The organism is Paenibacillus sp. NPDC101420 (assembly GCF_050277435.1).
GTDB lineage: Bacteria > Bacillota > Bacilli > Paenibacillales > Paenibacillaceae > Paenibacillus_AQ.
In genome coordinates, this window is sequence record NZ_JBNNSE010000005.1 from 181,620 (window position 1) to 196,904 (window position 15,285).

A 15,285-nucleotide genomic window follows, 5' to 3' on the forward strand; every position below is an offset into this window, starting at 1 on the left:
GAATTACCGCCGATTGCATTAGAAAATGCGGTAATTCGCTACACGATAGGCTAAGATATAGGACATAGATACGAATATGAAAGAGATGACGGATTTCAGCAGTCCTACGGCCGTAGCGAAACCGAACTGTGCTTGCTCAATCCCCATACGATATACGAAGGTATCGATAATATCCGCGCTTTCATAGACCGGAGGACTATATAGGTTGAAGATTTGATCAAATCCGGCATTCAGTACATTCCCGATACTAAGCGTAAACATGAGAACGATAATAGGAAGCATCCCCGGCAGCGTCACATGTAACGTCTGCTTAAAGCGTCCTGCGCCGTCGATCTCCGCTGCCTCGTACAGTGACGGATTAATACTGGTAAGCGCAGCCAGATAGACAATCGTACCAAATCCGAACTCTTTCCATACATCCGATATGACCATGACATAAGGGAACCATTTGTTGTCACCCAGGAAAAAAACAGGGTCTATACCAAACAAGCCAAGCACTTGATTGAGAATACCGGAAGATGGAGACAATACATCGATTAGAATACCGCTTAACAAGACCCATGATAGAAAATGCGGCAAGTACACGAGCGTCTGGAAGGTCCGTTTGACCCATTCTTTCCGCAGCTCATTCAGAAGTATCGCTATGGTGACCGGAACGATCATACCTGCTACAATTTTCATCACCGCAATGTATACTGTATTGAAGAATATCCGGCCGATATCGGGGTAATCCATCAGTAACTGAAGGTTTTTAAGACCAATAAATGGTGAGCCGAACAACCCTTTATTCGGTACGTATTTCTGAAAGGCCATCATAATGCCGGCCATCGGGATATAACTGAAGATGAGGACCAATACGATCCCAGGAACCAACATCAAGTGAAGCGGCCACTCCCTCTTCCACATACGCGTTAATACATTCATGCCATCCACCTCGCTATAGGACTAAAAATGAAGAACTAGGTTAAAGAAAAGAGAGGTCGTTTGTGTCCAACCCCTCGATTCTCCTGCTATCATTGTTTGTGAGTCGCGTACCATTCATTGACTTCTTTGGTCATTTCGTCGCCGCCAAGCTTTTTCCACTCTTCCACGAATTTATCGAATTCATCCACGGATACTTGATTCATCATAATCTTGAAGTATACTTCATCCCGCTTCTTCTTCAGGATTTCTTGTCGATCTGCCATGGTTGGAGTCGGTGCGCCGTAGAATTTGTTTTGTAGGTACTGTTTATTGTTCTGAATTTCAGGAACAAGTGAATATGCACCTTTTGGACCTGAGATCAGATATTCCCACCACATGTTGATATCGGTACCGTCAACATACTTCATGGCACGCTCGTAACGAGTTTTTTGATCTTTCGTCTCCAAAATGCTCTCGTCTTTGTTCTCGATCGCTTTTGGCAATATTTCACCGTTATTATCCTTTTGTTTACCAACACGAAGCGGGCTTAGAAGCCAGTAGTTGTTGCCTTTCTCCTTCAGGTCTTTACCATACTCATACACTTTCTGTTCTGGCGTCGGATGATTATCCACGACAATCCAATGGTTCAGCAATTTAATAACGCCTTCCGGATGCTTCGCTTGCTTGGAGATAACATAATATTCGTCAACACCCAAACCTATCTGCGATAGTGCAGGTTCGCTATCCACCGATGGAATCGGGAATACGCCCCACTCTTGTACGACTTTACCATCCTTTACTGCGCCTTTAGCGAGCTGAGCCGGTACCCAAGACTGGCCGTATACGATACCTGCGTTGTTGTTATAGAGGAGCTCTGCTGCTTTCTCCACATCTTTAACGACGAACTCAGGATCAATTAATCCTTTCTTGAACATTTCCTGCAGCGCCTTAAGTGCGTCTTTCACTTGAGGCTGAATGTCACTGTTGACCAAATTGCCATTTCCGTCTTCCATCCAAAGATTTTCATAAGCATGGTAACTATTCAAGAATGCTATTAGTCCTGTAACAGCTGTGGACTGGTTGTTAAATGGATCTTTGCTAATTACAATTCCATACGGTTTCCCAGTGCCGCCTGGATCTTTTGTTTTGAACGCTTCGGCGATCGTCAAGAGATCCGCCATCGTCTTCGGTTCCGGCAGGTTCAATTTCTTCAGCCAGTCCGTGCGTACATAGAGGAACTGATACTGGTACGGATTATAAGAACTTGGAATCCCCATGAGTTTACCGTCGAAAGTGGCGGTCTTCAGTTGCATTCCGCCATCCATCGACAAGAATTTCTTAGTCTCATCCGTCGCATTCTTGTCATATACGTCCGTGATATCCATAATCATATCCGCTTCGGTCAGCTCTTTCAGCTGTGTAGCATTAACCTTCATGAAGTCCGGAAGATCATTGGAGGCGATGGACATCTTCACTTTTTCCTTGAATTGAACGTCATCGGCGGACACCCATTTATTCGTGAGCTTCACGCCGATATCTTTCTCATACGCATCATAGACCGAGTTCTTCTCAAAGCTTTCGCCCTCATCGAATTTGAGATACTGATCGCTTGCCGAAACTGTTGAAACTTCAATCACTTCATTTTTTTGTTCCACAGGTGTCTCAGGCTGCTTCTCAGGTTGCTTCTCCCCTTCATTTGTGGTTTTGCCGCATGCCGTGATAGTTAAACTTAGGATCAATGCGACGATCAGAAGTATTCTACTTTTTTTCTTCATATTACCCCTCCACATTGTCTCAAAATAGGTCGTGCATCTACTTCATGCTGCTTCTCTTCCTAGTTCTAGTATAGGAAAGGAAAGGCCCCCCATCTATATACTAGTCTTTACTTTCGTATACACCTCTTGACTACCGTCAGGCTTGTCCCTAGAACGCACAAGAGAGAGGGAGTCTCCCTAGGTTAGGTTGACTCCCCCTTCGTTGAAACGTTACCGTGTATTAACTCGAATATTCAGCTCCCCACGATATTTGACAAGAGATAACGCGCCGCTTCTTGCTTCATTTCCATTTCTTCATTTTTCGATAAACCTAAGCGCACGTTCAGATTGATATTCAGCTAGACCTTTTGCGAATTTTTGATCGGGAAATCCTCTGTGCTGTAGCTTTAAACCCGCTGAAGTTAATGATATATGGTGATGCAATTGATAAAATAACAGCCTATCCGGATCAAGCTTATCGTTCTTAAGATACCGATAGAAATCTCCAAATCGCATCTCCAAAAAACTATGCTCATGCTCAATATCAAAGAACGCTGCTCCTTCGATATCGATCAGAAAGGGCTCCAGCTTATCATTAACCAATACATGGTCAGGACCCAGTTCCCCATGAATAAATCCATACTGCTTTCTAGGCTTAATTCTTGATTCAAGCTCATACAACTTATCGAGCAGTTTACTTTGATTAGACCCAATCTTCTCCATATGCTGAGAGGCGTAAGCTAGCTGTACTTTCGCATTTTCCATTTGTAATGAATGACATTGTTCTGTACTGATCTCGTTAGCATTGGCTTTCCCAAAAATCTGCCTTTCGGTGGTATGCATAGTAGTAAGCATATCCCCCAACTGCTGAAACACTTTATCTTGAACAGCTAATTCGGAATGTTGGAAAAAGGTTTCTGCCTTACGTCCATCTATATATTCAACAAGCGCATAATCAAATGGGTAACGGTCTCTTTCCTTATTCAGATCATAAAGTGCTGGGGTCTGAATTCCATGCTGTGTTAAATACTTGTTGTTTAATTCAAACAAATCACTTCCATAGGACTGTTCATTTATATCTTCATTCGCTTTTTCTTCTTCAAAATAATTCATGGAAAGATCCCACACATACAAAACGCAGGAAAATCCATTACTGCACTCAATCTTGTAGACCACCTTTTGTGCGCCACCATGCATTCGTGAAACACGAGCAACTAAATAACTGGTGCCAAAAATCCGTCCAATATAATCCTGTAAGTCTGCCTGATCGATATGATAGGTTACGTCCATTAACAACACTCCATTTATTAAGTTTTGCCGGCTTCACAATAGTAAATAAAATCCAGCCCAAAGTATAGACTTTTTCTTTCTGATCAATTATGATGTTGAATAAGGTCTTGAAAAAAATAAGCATACAAAAAGCCTTTGGATTTTATTCCAAAAGGCTTTTTTTTGATGAAATTTCTAACGAACCCAGCATATCTTGTGGTTAAACTTGACGTTTAGTATCCATGTCCTTTTTATACATTTTTTCCGCTTCAATAGGACTCTCTTTTGCCGTCATATGGTTTGGAATGACCCGATAAACTTGAACCGGACCGCCGAATACAGCTGATCTATACTTCTCCACATGCTGCTTGGACAAGGGGCGATTATAGTAACCTGGTACATACTTATTCATCATTTCCTGAAGTACATGAGTGGCTTCATCCAAATCTGTGATCGGTTCTGCTTGTCCGAATATCATTACGCTCATATAAGCTGTATCCGTTTTCGCAGGTACCGGATCCGTAATGGTTCCGTATTCCTCACATACCGTAAAACACACCTCTGAATTATCACTCATCACCTGATTACGTCTTCCGTCTCCAGCCCCGTGAAAATAGAGTTTCCCTTCTGTCCATACATAATTAAGTGGCACAACATAGGGGAGATTGCCATCAGCCAACCCAAGATAACCCAATCTCGCTTGCTGAAGGAACCCTTCAATCTTCTCTTGATCCAGGCATTCCCTGCTCTTGTAACGAACCGAATTCATATCGATATCTCTCCTTTATCTCTAACGTGCAGCAACGACCAAATTGCGAATACCAGCGTTGTTACGGTAGTATATCAATGTATGGATTGCATTAAAATATCCAAAAATCACCGTTTAGAGCAATCCATAATTAATATTATTATGATTGGGCTTCTATTTGGAGGTGTGTACGATGATGAAAGTAATTCGTAATGATAAGAGACCGATCTGGCAGCAATTGCTTGATCAAGCAATTCATAATATTACTAGCGGAGTCTGGGCGCCAGGAGAATTACTAATACCTACCCGCGAACTTGCTCACATCGTAGGTGTCTCACGCTCAACTATACAGATCGTCTATGAGGAATTGTTAAGTCGAGGTTATACAGTTACCTCTCGCCGAGGAGGAACGCGAGTTAGTAGATGGAAGCAATTCAATGTGTCAACGAAGGAAATAGAAACAGAGGGTCCCACACCTCCTTCACTCTCCTTGTTAGACTCAGCTGTTGATCATTTACATGACTGGTTCAGAGGTAAAGAACAGCTAGAAGTGGATATTGATTTCAGTCCTCATGAACCCTATTTGGATGAACAATTTCAAAAAAGCTGGCGGCAATCGCTGCTCCACGCATCTGCTGAAATGGATTTATCAAGCTGGGCTTACGGTAATTGCTACGGTTACACACCATTACGTGAGCAAATACAGCGTTATTTATCCCTTGAACGGGGCATACATATCCAAACCAATCAGATTCTGTTGACCTCAGGAGCTCAACATAGTATCGACTTAATCGCACAGTCGCTTTTAGCTGATGGGGACACAGTTTCAGTAGAAGATCCAGGTTTCCCAGCTGCTTGGATGGCGATGAAATATCGACGAATGAATGTGGTACCTGTTCCCGTTGATGAGTATGGTCTAGTGGTAGAGCATATTCACCCTCAATCCAAACTGATCTTTGCCACCCCTTCTCACCAGTGCGCAGTAGGGGTCGTTATGTCGGAGCCTCGTCGGCAACAATTGCTACATAAAGCGGTTCAAGAACGGTTTTGGATCATTGAAGACGATTATGATAGTGAATTCCGGTATCGTGGGGAGCCGCTGCCAACGTTATTTAGTCAGGCATCCAATAATACTTTGTATCTCATGAGTTTCTCTAAAATGATTGCTCCTGGCATTCGTATTTCGGCTATTATAGGTTCATCCGAGGCAATTGCTCAACTAGCGAAGGTACAGGAACTGACTTACCGTCATCTTCCGATTATGGATCAGCTAACACTAACCCATTTTATTAAAAATGGTCATTTTATGCGGCATATGAGAAGAGTCAGAAATGTATATCGAAGAAGGCACGAAGTCATGACAAAAGCTATTATGGCTAGTGGTTTAGGGGAGCGTTTTACACTCAGTGGAGTAGAAACAGGATTGCATATGTTACTTGAGGCTGAGGAATCATACGACGAAGAAACTGTGACAAATTTAGCCCTACAACATGGAATACGTGTTTACCCTCTTGGACCCTATTGTCTGGATAGCAAAAGAAAGGGATGGGTATTGGGGTTTGCAAAAGTAGATGAAGCATCAATTGAGCAGGGGATACATCGCCTTGCGGAGATAATTCTGTAAAATCATTTCCGCAGGATTAGATAAATTAAAAGAAAGTATGGACTTTAAATTACTTGGTCCGATGGTTACAGTTACCGTGAATCCCTTGGTTACGCCCTCATTTTAAGATACTTGGCTTATGCAGATAGCAAATAATACAAGCCTCAATCCCGCCACTCGGAATAGAGGCTTGTATTATTCTTACTCCTTTAATACTCTCCTTTGATTACAAAATACGAGCCACGGATTGTACCGGCTAGTTTAGACTTTTGCCTAGCAAATTTAAACTTCTCTTCTAACTCCTTTGGTATCTCCATCCCCTCAGAAAGCTTAAAACCAACGGCTCGCTTCTTAGGATCATCAACCGTATACATGACATTAACCTCAAGTCCATCTTCATAAAAGACATAAGTGAATTTAATATTTTCCACTTGAAAACGCGATGTTTCTAAAGGTTTTGCCGCAAACTCAATATTACGTTCTTCTTTTAAAATTCGGCTCACATAATCAAGGTTTTCCTGGCTTTCGCTAGCTGGGACAACTGTAAATTCATGCTTGTACTTGTTCATAAAATAACGAGCTTCATTGGCACGTAAACCAGCAAGCGCTTCTGCTACGGGTGAAGACTCTACTCCGACCGTAGACACATTTTTAAAATCAACGATATACGTCATTTCCATCTCTCCTTTTCTCTCATTATTCCCTATCAATAGAATACAATAACTAAAATTTTAACTATATTATATCAAAAATAATCCACTTCACATGTTCAAATCTATGCCCGTAACTTTCTAAAAAAGAGCATCTGCTGCAAGGCGGCCAAGACTTATAGCCTTCATCCTTGCAGCAGATGCTGACGGTCAGCTAAAAACCGTATCATCCATATATTGGTACCAACGAAAACTAACCTTGAAACGGATTCCTACCTGATGCATTCTCTCAACCTTCTGCCGTGATCCAGCCCTTGAATACTATTGTGATCAATCGAGCTCCGCGCGGGAAAAAAGATCCCGGATCAACGTCTCATTTTCACAGGCCTGCTTCAACCGCACCGCGAACTGCTTAATAGCTTCGCTATTCTCCGAATAAGCACAGAACATATCCGCTTCCGGGTCAAAATGAATCGTATCTACCCATTCAGGCATATATTCGTTCACAAACACAGCCGCCAAAGAAGCCCAATCGTACCCGTTGCCTTCAAATCCTTCGTCTGCCCGGGCCTCGAACACTTCCGAACGGTAGCTACCCACATTTAGAATGACAGACATACCTCCACCTTGCTGATCCACGAGTATAAAAGGGGCAACGTCCTCTTCTGCGGATTCTGCTTCCAGCCGTGCAATGACCTCAGAGCGGGCTTGATCCGTGAAGCAAAGCACCCCGTTTTTCTGAACAATCAGCCCTTCCCGTATTCGCCCATCCAGCCAGTCGCTGATCCAGCCCGGAGCATACCCGCCTTGACCGAACTCGCCGCCAAAAGCGATCATTTCCTCATATACATCCAGATATTGTTGACGGCTCGTATTTGGATAAGAGCTTGTGTACAGCCAGAACTGCACATCGTACATCAGAGTAGAAAGCTCATCCGCATGAAAGGAAAAGTGTCCCTTCTCTTCTACGATTCGGGTACAGACTCTACGGATCTTCTGCTCAAGCTGATCTACCTCAGACACATGGCTGCACAGCTTCGCAAGCAAAGGCGAGAATTGGCCTACGGCTACTTTGCGCAAATCCTCCTCTTTATCTTCTTCAGAGGTGTCGTAGTCCTCATCACTCACCAGACCGCGTATAAACGTCTCGAAGTCTTGGGCCAAGAACGTAATCTCATAATTATCTTCCTGATCCACATGAATTACCTCAGGTTCGCCGTCCCTCCCGCAGTTCCGGTAATCCAGCATCACGACATCATGGCCTGCCGAAGGGCAGTCACAAATTACTACGCCGATGTCAGGATACCCCCACTCCTCAATCATGAACGGGCTGCCGAGATCGCCACAGAGTGAATAGCTTTTCTCGCGTCCGATGCCCATAATGCCCGTAATCGCAATATGATCCTCAGCCCATGAGGTCGCGTCCTCCGTCGGAAAACAAGTATTATAAGGAACTCCCCCATTGTGCTGCTTCATCAGACTGATATAAGAGGCAGGAAGCTTGTAACCCAGTTCTTCTTCTACAGAATCAATCAGCTCATCCGTAGGCGGGGCAGAAACATATTCTTTTAGCGCATAATCGCTATCTTTCCAAAATTCGGAGAGGTCCATCCCTTCAAAAGGAGTTGCAGTCGTCCCCGAATCATTATGTTGCTCTCTGATTGCCTGTCTGGCTGCGGCGTGTTGTTCTTTGCGTAGCTTGCGCTGGCTGAATTTCAGAAACATGGCCGTATTCTCATCATTCGGATCGAGGTCATGGGCAATACTCAGCACTCTCACTGCTTCCTCATATCGATTCAAATAGTAGTAGGAATATCCCACACGAAAATGCCACAGATAGTCATTCTGCCCTTGTTCCGCAATCATCGCGAAGTGTTCAAGGGCTTCTTCATAACGTCCCAAATTGTTATACGCTCTTGCCAGACTGCTGACTACCTCGTAATCTCTGTCCGCTGGAGGAATCTCCATCAGAGTGTCTACAATCTTCTGGTGTTCATCATCTTCATGCCACTGTGTCAGCTGCGCGGTTAGTTCTTTGTCCATGGTCTACCTCCCAAACGTATAATCAAGTTACTAGAATATAGAGAAATATGGTTTTCCCTATTCTACCAGATGGGATGTAGATATTAAAAATCGAAATAGGTCAGCTAAATGTAGCCATGACCCCGGCAGGAAACGGTAACTATACCTACCCTGTAAATAACCTGCAACACGGGGATACCATCGAGTACTCCTTTACCTATAATCCGGGGCTAGGGGCCGTCGATTCCCTGACCTTAACGTATATCCATGGGGGAACCCAAGGAATACCGGAGTAAAATGGATACACCCTAGGCAAAATACATGAACACAAACAGGCGAGGAGGAAGTGCTGGTGCTTCCCTCTCGCCTGTTTTGTTGTTTCAGCCATGCTGGTCTCCTCGGTGGAAGATCGGTTGCCATGCGTGATGCGTGACCTCCTTGACGACAAAGCTCACCTCTTAGAACGTCATCAAACCTTACTATTTACACCAGCCTCTATCTTCTGATCAATAAATTGCTTGAATCTTGTAAAATACTGCTCTGATGCCTCCCAGCGCCTAAGGTCCAAAAAAGACATGTCCTGCTTGCCATATTGATTGGGCGGCTGATAATGCCGGGAAACATAAGTTCCATGATCCACTGTATAAAAATAATACGCCTCATCTGGAGTCTTGATTTCAATCCGAGCATGCAGGTAGTCTCCGTCCTCGTCCGTATGCGCTTTACGGAAGCTGTAATATTTTGAGCCGTCCCAGAACCCGTCATCCTCCTCTTCTTCCGAATATAATTCCTGAATTACAGCGTGTTGCAAAATGTCTTGCACATATTGGACCTCAATGTTTCGTAAATAAAGCTCAGCCATATTAATACAGGTCAGCAACATAGTCCAGCAATCGCTAATCTCCGCTAGCTGTTCCTGAGACTCTTCTGTAATGTGCTTCCACTCAGACCCCTCATCTATAGTTCTCCTCAACAAACCGATGGAATGATCATGCTCCAGCCAAATATAATAGTGATGCCGGTTATCTTTCATATAAACGCTGAGATCCCGCTCATCCCCGTCTGCATCAATATGCTCCAGCTGAACTTTGAAAAATACGCCTTGCTCCTGAAAATTAAAAGAAGGTTTGTCATCCGTCATTAAAATACACTGAGTCAATTTCAATATATTTTCCTCATTGATCGTGTTATGGGTAAAATATAAATGAACAGGTTTCTTTCTCGTGAGGGGTTCATTTACTTTTTTCAATACGGAACGCCCTTCTACAATAACATTCACCAGCGTGCAAAAGGAAAATTCCATGTCCTCCTCATCCATATCCAGAAAAACCTCATCAATCAACACCTCATGAATGTCCACCGGAAGCTCCTGAAATACGCCGTCTCCCTCCCATACATTTACTAAGCATGCAATAGATTTCTGCCCGTCTACTTTAATGCTGTACTCGTCATCCTGAACTAAAACCGCAGCGCTAAGATCACCTATAACAATTGTTTCCCCGTGATTGTAGGTGCCGCACAATATTTCCTCAACCATCAGATTGCCCGAAACATAGATTTCCTGACCGCCTACAGCTATATTTTTCGCATTCAAATTACCGGTTACCATAAGCCCTATGGCACCATCTGTTTCTTTATTATAGAGATTGTCTACAGTAAAATTTCCATCGATAAAAATGATGATAACCTCTTTTTGTTGCGGGAAAGCCTGCTCCCAATCCAGATTAAGAGAAGGCAGCGTCAAATCCCCTTCATAATAAGCGGCTAGCTGCTCGTCACTGAAATCCTGGTAAAACTTCGCCCACCAAGATCCTTCCGGAAATTTATCTGCTAGTTGACTAATAGGAATGAATCGGAAAAGATTGCTCATACATTATTTTCCTTTCATTTTTAAATTTCCATTATTCTCTCATATGTAAAAATAAGGGTCAATCTCAACTTTACAAACCATCCCCCACAACAAAAAAAGGCCATCCTTCTATGGGATGGCCTGACAAATCAGAAGTACAATAGTAATCACCGTTTATTATTTTTTCAAAACCGGTATCCAAATCTCACTTCTGAAGGTCGGTGAAGATATATCCTTACTCTCATTCCATAAAATCTCCGGGCCTCTTGCCAACTCATAATTAGCGGTAGGGAACCATTCAGAATAGATGCGTCCCCAGACATTTTGCAATGTATCGGGAAATGGTCCAACGGCTTCGAATACAGCCCATGTTGCTGCAGGAACATCTAGTTTCGTTAAATTTTCGGGGCATTCCTTGGTTGTAGCAACGCCAACATAATGGTCAAGTTCTCCCTTTTCTTCCATTCTCTCTTCAGAAAAATTCATCGATGCTTGAATCAGTCCCTGAGGTTCGACATTCGAGAGCTTTTTGAGCTGGTCGATGTCATCGCTAGTTAAGCTTTTCCACATAGATGCGATTTCCGGATTTACGCCATTAAATTGGATAGGTACCCTTCTCGTAATGCCTACGATACAGAATGACTCTTTTTCAATGATACGATAGTTCATTGCACTTCCCCCTTGAATGGTTAATTGAAAGGTCAAGCGCGGATAGGCTTTTAATGAAGGGCCATGCAACTTTACCGAAGAGGGCGGAATACCGTGCAAGCCTTGGAAAGCTCTAGAAAATGCGTCTGCTGAGCTATATCCATATTTCACCGCCACATCCATAACTCTTAATTCTCCAGCTTGAAGCTCAAATGCCGCAGATGTCAGGCGTCTCCGACGGATGTATTCTGATAGCGTGATGCCTGCAAGAAATGAGAACATTCTAGAAAAATGATATTCGGAACAACAAGCCAACCTCGCCGCTTCCTTCAGGTCTATATCATCAGCAAGATTCTCTTCAATGTATTGTAGAGCCCCGTTCAGATTTGCAAGCAAATCCATTCGAATGACCTCCCTTCACTAACAATATAGCAAGTGTCGTCGGCATCCATCCGACATCTCATGCACAGTTTTGCTGGGTACCTACGAGAAACTTGCCGCTCCTTATGATACGGTTCACCGCCTATTCAAAAAAGAGGTGCGAAAAGCCGGTTCATCACCGGATGCTTTTCGCACCTTCGCTCTCTTGCCTAAATTAACACGTCGAAGTGGCCCTCCGAGTTCACCGTCGCCGTCCGGGGATCGGTCAGACCGATGCCCTTGAGGCCTCCCTTCCACTCAATCCGCGAGAGGGGGAGGTGATCTTGAAGCGGAGAAGCCGGTACAAAATTTACGGCGGCGCTACTCCCGCTTTTCTGTACGAGTTGGGACTCCAGCAGCCGGATTTGCCGCTGCAGCTGCTCCCGGCGATAAGGAGTCTGCATCTCACTTCCTTGTGCCGCATTCACTTTATCCAGTTCCATCATCAGCCGGTTCCGCTGTTTCTCCAGGGAACTGACATCACTCTGTGTACCGCCGTAGGCCGCAATGGTCTGTACGGAGCTTATGCCTGATACTGTCTGTGCCGCCATGATCTTTCCCTCCGTTTCCATGGCTACAATCCAAATTCAGCCAAATTTGAAAGTTCTAATCATCTTTATTACCCGGCAGGCCCCGTCATGACAACATCACAGCCTCAATATGAGAATAATCGTCGTATAGTCTCAGTCGGCCGCTTGTTTCGACCCTACCAAAGACCCATCGAAGGCTGGCTAAAGTTTCTTCAGAGCTCCCTTACTCGTCCTTCAACCGCCGCTGATACAACATGACAGACACTACTGTTAGCACAACCGTCCATGCCAAATTAATGAGGAGAGGTTTCAATACATCGCCCGTCGTATAACCTGTATTGCTTAGACCCAGCAGATGCACAAGCTGACTGCTTGGCATGTAATCCAGCACTTTGAAGACCGGATAATCCTTCGCTAGAACTTCTCCCCACGGTGCCCCCATAAATATGAACGCCACAGGGAGTATAGATAATGAGGCTTCAAGCAACGTCTTGGAGAATAAACCGCAGATCGTCCCGGCTGCAGTGTACAGAATAATCGAAAGAATGATTACTGCCACAAACGCCCATATATTAGCTGGCTCATAGCTAAATAATAATGTAGAAATAGCGAGAACAACAGCAGACATGACAAAGACCAAACTGCTTTTACCGATTAGTACATCCATGGTCGTAGCCGGTGTCATCATTAATGACCGTAAAGTGTTACGCTCCTTCTCTTCCGCAATCAAGCAGGCTTGTGCGAAACATGTTAGCAATACAAACGAACTATTAAAAAGAAAACCGCTGGCTCCAGGTAAAGACGCACCTGCCCTCTTGAAAATCAGAGCGATAATAATTGGAAAAATCAACATAATGGAGATCGCATAATTGCGAGAAAACTCTTTGTAATCCTTCACAAATATCGCCTGGACACGTTTTAATGAGATACTCATAGTAACTCACTTCCTGTCATTTTAATAAAAATATCACCTAGACTTGGCTCTTTCGTTTCTAACCGGTCAATTAACCCTCGTCTCATCCAATCCGCAATTTGATCAGCCGTTCCCTCATCGATCGGGAGCTCGTAAGCTTCCCCATTGATTAATTCAACACAAACTACGTTCTCCCGGTGCTGTCGTTTAAGATCCTTCGGTGAACCGATGGTTTGGATTTGCCCCTGATACAGAATCGCTACGCGGTTGCATATCAATTCTGCCTCAGCCATGTCATGCGTAGTTAAAAAAATCGTTGTCCCTTTGTCATTTAAGTAGCGTAAGCCTTTATAAATATGTGCTGAGTTTACCGGATCTAAAGCCGAAGTAGGTTCATCTAGAAATAATAATTCGGGCTCATGGATAATCGCGCAGGCCAACATGACACGCTGACGCATCCCTTTCGATAAGAGATTGACTTTCTTTTTGCGCTCTCCGCTTAAGTTTACAAACTGCAGCACCTTATCGACCGCAGATCTGGGAAGATCATATAACTTACGATACAGCTCCAAATTTTCCTCAATCGAAAATCTTTCATATAGACCACTGTTATCCGTCAAAATGCCGAAGCGCATCTTCTGTGCAGACTGCTGCATCATGCCCGCTGGCTCGTTAAATACACTTGCCTGTCCACTTGTCGGATTTAACTGCGCAGTTAAAATCTTGATTAATGTCGTTTTTCCTGAACCGCTCGGACCGAGGAAGCCAAAATTTTCCCCTTTCGGAATTGAAAAAGACACATCTGCCAACGCATCTTTATTTCCAAATCTCTTACGGACACGTTCTACTTGGATAACATCCATTAACACCACTTCCTTAGCGTTGATGCCTTAAGCATATAAAGATTGCATGCTTCCAGCCATCAAAACCCGCCGAAATGTAGCTATTATCGCCTGAATAGTACCACAAAGTACTTGATTGGTTCGACATTACCCAGGAAATTAAATGTTCAGAAGTCCCTTTAATTCAGACAATTTTGAACGGGATAACGGAACCACAGCATCTTTACCTGTATTTAACCGCAAGCTGTAGCTATTCTTCGTCCATGTAATAATCTCTCTTACTTTTTGCAGATTAACGATGTAGGACCGATGACACCTAAAAAAACCGAAGTTTAACAATCTTTGCTCGAGTTCGGTCAACGTCAAAGCACAGTCATAATTTTCCCCATCCACATGAACAAGGATCGAACCCTCTACACTTTCTATAAAATCGATTTCAGGCGGATTAAATAAAATTACTTTGTCATTTCTTTTGGTTGAGATCTTCTGCAAGGTTATATTGGTCTCGTCTTGTTTCTGTAATTCCTGCTTATCCTCTTCGATGTCCCGAATATCCAATGGATGAAATCCGGACTCGTTCAACCGATAAATGGTATCACAGGAAATAAGGGCATCCTCTAAATTCGAAGTTAAAATCAATATCTGCTTTTCTTGCGAAAGTTCGTCCAGAATCCGTTTGAATTGACGACGATCCTGCTCTTCCAAGTAAAAATAAGGTTCCTCCAGTATAAGCGTAGGCTGATGCGCAAAAAAAACACGTAGCAAGGTCACATACATCCTTTTCGATGAGCTTAGATCCTTGATCCTCACCTTCCGTTCTTCTTTTAGAACAAAATAATCCATTAACAAAGCGGCACGCTCATTCCTCTCCGTTACTTGGATAAGAAAAGTAATTAGCTCTTCCACCGTTAAACGCATATACTCGCTTTGCCCAGCCCGAAATAAATAATATTGAGAATGGTCCACTAATTGATTCATTAAAAGCTGCTTTCGCTTCAAGTCCGTTATAATAGCAACCGATTGGTTCAATGTCATATTTAATTCAATCTTCGGTAGAAATAATTCCCCGTCATAATACATTGGTTGAAATTGCATTCCGTCCTCCTGATCAGCGACACTACTTGGATATATAAA

Annotated in this window: 14 protein-coding genes and 1 pseudogene; 2 read left to right on the plus strand and 13 right to left on the minus strand. The window is 43.5% G+C overall.

Annotated elements, in window-relative coordinates; genetic code table 11:
* Positions 1–18: 18 nt before the first annotated feature.
* The 4 genes from ACQKMP_RS21155 to ACQKMP_RS21170 all read right to left on the minus strand — a co-directional run bounded on the left by ACQKMP_RS21155 (position 19) and on the right by ACQKMP_RS21170 (position 4,695).
* A complete protein-coding gene (locus tag ACQKMP_RS21155) occupies positions 19–924 on the minus strand; it encodes an ABC transporter permease (RefSeq protein ID WP_042191391.1) in 906 nt (301 codons plus the stop codon).
* Between the two features lie 89 nt (positions 925–1,013).
* Entirely contained in the window at positions 1,014–2,678 is a 1,665-nt protein-coding gene (locus ACQKMP_RS21160; protein ID WP_042191393.1) for an extracellular solute-binding protein, read from the minus strand.
* Between the two features lie 294 nt (positions 2,679–2,972).
* Positions 2,973–3,902 (minus strand): phosphotransferase, encoded by a 930-nt coding sequence (locus tag ACQKMP_RS21165; RefSeq protein WP_379425726.1) that lies wholly within the window; start codon positions 3,900–3,902, stop codon positions 2,973–2,975.
* Positions 3,903–4,146: 244 nt separating this feature from the next.
* Entirely contained in the window at positions 4,147–4,695 is a 549-nt protein-coding gene (locus tag ACQKMP_RS21170) for a pyridoxamine 5'-phosphate oxidase family protein (protein ID WP_427470850.1), read from the minus strand.
* Positions 4,696–4,867: 172 nt separating this feature from the next.
* Between ACQKMP_RS21170 and ACQKMP_RS21175 the strand changes: the two genes are divergently transcribed.
* Positions 4,868–6,298 carry a PLP-dependent aminotransferase family protein gene (locus ACQKMP_RS21175; protein ID WP_427470852.1) on the plus strand — a complete coding sequence of 477 codons (1,431 nt, stop codon included), beginning with the start codon at positions 4,868–4,870 and terminating at the stop codon, positions 6,296–6,298.
* A gap of 188 nt (positions 6,299–6,486) precedes the next feature.
* Here the strand turns inward: ACQKMP_RS21175 and ACQKMP_RS21180 are convergent, their stop codons facing one another.
* The 3 genes and pseudogenes from ACQKMP_RS21180 to ACQKMP_RS21190 all read right to left on the minus strand — a co-directional run.
* A complete protein-coding gene (locus ACQKMP_RS21180) occupies positions 6,487–6,951 on the minus strand; it encodes a hypothetical protein (protein WP_042191399.1) in 465 nt (154 codons plus the stop codon).
* Positions 6,952–7,257: 306 nt separating this feature from the next.
* Positions 7,258–7,566 carry an immunity 51 family protein gene (locus ACQKMP_RS21185; RefSeq protein ID WP_256721739.1) on the minus strand — a complete coding sequence of 103 codons (309 nt, stop codon included), beginning with the start codon at positions 7,564–7,566 and terminating at the stop codon, positions 7,258–7,260.
* Between the two features lie 42 nt (positions 7,567–7,608).
* Positions 7,609–8,970 (minus strand): annotated as a pseudogene (locus tag ACQKMP_RS21190) (SMI1/KNR4 family protein); the annotation flags it as partial.
* A gap of 95 nt (positions 8,971–9,065) precedes the next feature.
* On the opposite strand from ACQKMP_RS21190, the gene ACQKMP_RS21195 reads away from it, so the two are divergent.
* Entirely contained in the window at positions 9,066–9,245 is a 180-nt protein-coding gene (locus ACQKMP_RS21195; RefSeq protein WP_427471196.1) for a hypothetical protein, read from the plus strand.
* Positions 9,246–9,418: 173 nt separating this feature from the next.
* Here the strand turns inward: ACQKMP_RS21195 and ACQKMP_RS21200 are convergent, their stop codons facing one another.
* The 6 genes from ACQKMP_RS21200 to ACQKMP_RS21225 all read right to left on the minus strand — a co-directional run bounded on the left by ACQKMP_RS21200 (position 9,419) and on the right by ACQKMP_RS21225 (position 15,246).
* A complete protein-coding gene (locus ACQKMP_RS21200; protein ID WP_427470854.1) occupies positions 9,419–10,819 on the minus strand; it encodes a hypothetical protein in 1,401 nt (466 codons plus the stop codon).
* A gap of 156 nt (positions 10,820–10,975) precedes the next feature.
* Positions 10,976–11,848 carry an AraC family transcriptional regulator gene (locus ACQKMP_RS21205; RefSeq protein ID WP_076286013.1) on the minus strand — a complete coding sequence of 291 codons (873 nt, stop codon included), beginning with the start codon at positions 11,846–11,848 and terminating at the stop codon, positions 10,976–10,978.
* A gap of 188 nt (positions 11,849–12,036) precedes the next feature.
* Positions 12,037–12,417 carry a FlxA-like family protein gene (locus ACQKMP_RS21210; RefSeq protein ID WP_042191407.1) on the minus strand — a complete coding sequence of 127 codons (381 nt, stop codon included), beginning with the start codon at positions 12,415–12,417 and terminating at the stop codon, positions 12,037–12,039.
* A gap of 202 nt (positions 12,418–12,619) precedes the next feature.
* A complete protein-coding gene (locus tag ACQKMP_RS21215; protein WP_427470857.1) occupies positions 12,620–13,330 on the minus strand; it encodes an ABC transporter permease in 711 nt (236 codons plus the stop codon).
* On the minus strand, positions 13,327–14,172 hold the full coding sequence (locus ACQKMP_RS21220) for an ATP-binding cassette domain-containing protein (protein WP_427470859.1): 846 nt from the start codon (positions 14,170–14,172) through the stop codon (positions 13,327–13,329). Before ACQKMP_RS21220 ends, ACQKMP_RS21215 begins: the two co-directional genes overlap by 4 nt.
* A gap of 138 nt (positions 14,173–14,310) precedes the next feature.
* The gene (locus ACQKMP_RS21225; RefSeq protein WP_427470861.1) at positions 14,311–15,246 is read right to left on the minus strand and encodes a LytTR family transcriptional regulator DNA-binding domain-containing protein; all 936 of its coding nucleotides are present in this window, start codon (positions 15,244–15,246) and stop codon (positions 14,311–14,313) included.
* Between the last annotated feature and the right edge of the window lie 39 nt (positions 15,247–15,285).

Bases quoted from the DNA above. Each gene is read 5' to 3' on its own strand.
- ACQKMP_RS21160 (WP_042191393.1), bottom strand. From the start codon at position 2,678: ATGAAGAAAAAAAGTAGAATACTTCTGATCGTCGCATTGATCCTAAGT.
- ACQKMP_RS21220 (WP_427470859.1), bottom strand. From the start codon at position 14,172: ATGGATGTTATCCAAGTAGAACGTGTCCGTAAGAGATTTGGAAATAAA.
- ACQKMP_RS21155 (WP_042191391.1), bottom strand. From the start codon at position 924: ATGAATGTATTAACGCGTATGTGGAAGAGGGAGTGGCCGCTTCACTTG.
- ACQKMP_RS21210 (WP_042191407.1), bottom strand. From the start codon at position 12,417: ATGGCGGCACAGACAGTATCAGGCATAAGCTCCGTACAGACCATTGCG.
- ACQKMP_RS21180 (WP_042191399.1), bottom strand. From the start codon at position 6,951: ATGACGTATATCGTTGATTTTAAAAATGTGTCTACGGTCGGAGTAGAG.
- ACQKMP_RS21225 (WP_427470861.1), bottom strand. From the start codon at position 15,246: ATGCAATTTCAACCAATGTATTATGACGGGGAATTATTTCTACCGAAG.
- ACQKMP_RS21215 (WP_427470857.1), bottom strand. From the start codon at position 13,330: ATGAGTATCTCATTAAAACGTGTCCAGGCGATATTTGTGAAGGATTAC.
- ACQKMP_RS21170 (WP_427470850.1), bottom strand. From the start codon at position 4,695: ATGAATTCGGTTCGTTACAAGAGCAGGGAATGCCTGGATCAAGAGAAG.
- ACQKMP_RS21205 (WP_076286013.1), bottom strand. From the start codon at position 11,848: ATGGATTTGCTTGCAAATCTGAACGGGGCTCTACAATACATTGAAGAG.
- ACQKMP_RS21200 (WP_427470854.1), bottom strand. From the start codon at position 10,819: ATGAGCAATCTTTTCCGATTCATTCCTATTAGTCAACTAGCAGATAAA.
- ACQKMP_RS21175 (WP_427470852.1), top strand. From the start codon at position 4,868: ATGATGAAAGTAATTCGTAATGATAAGAGACCGATCTGGCAGCAATTG.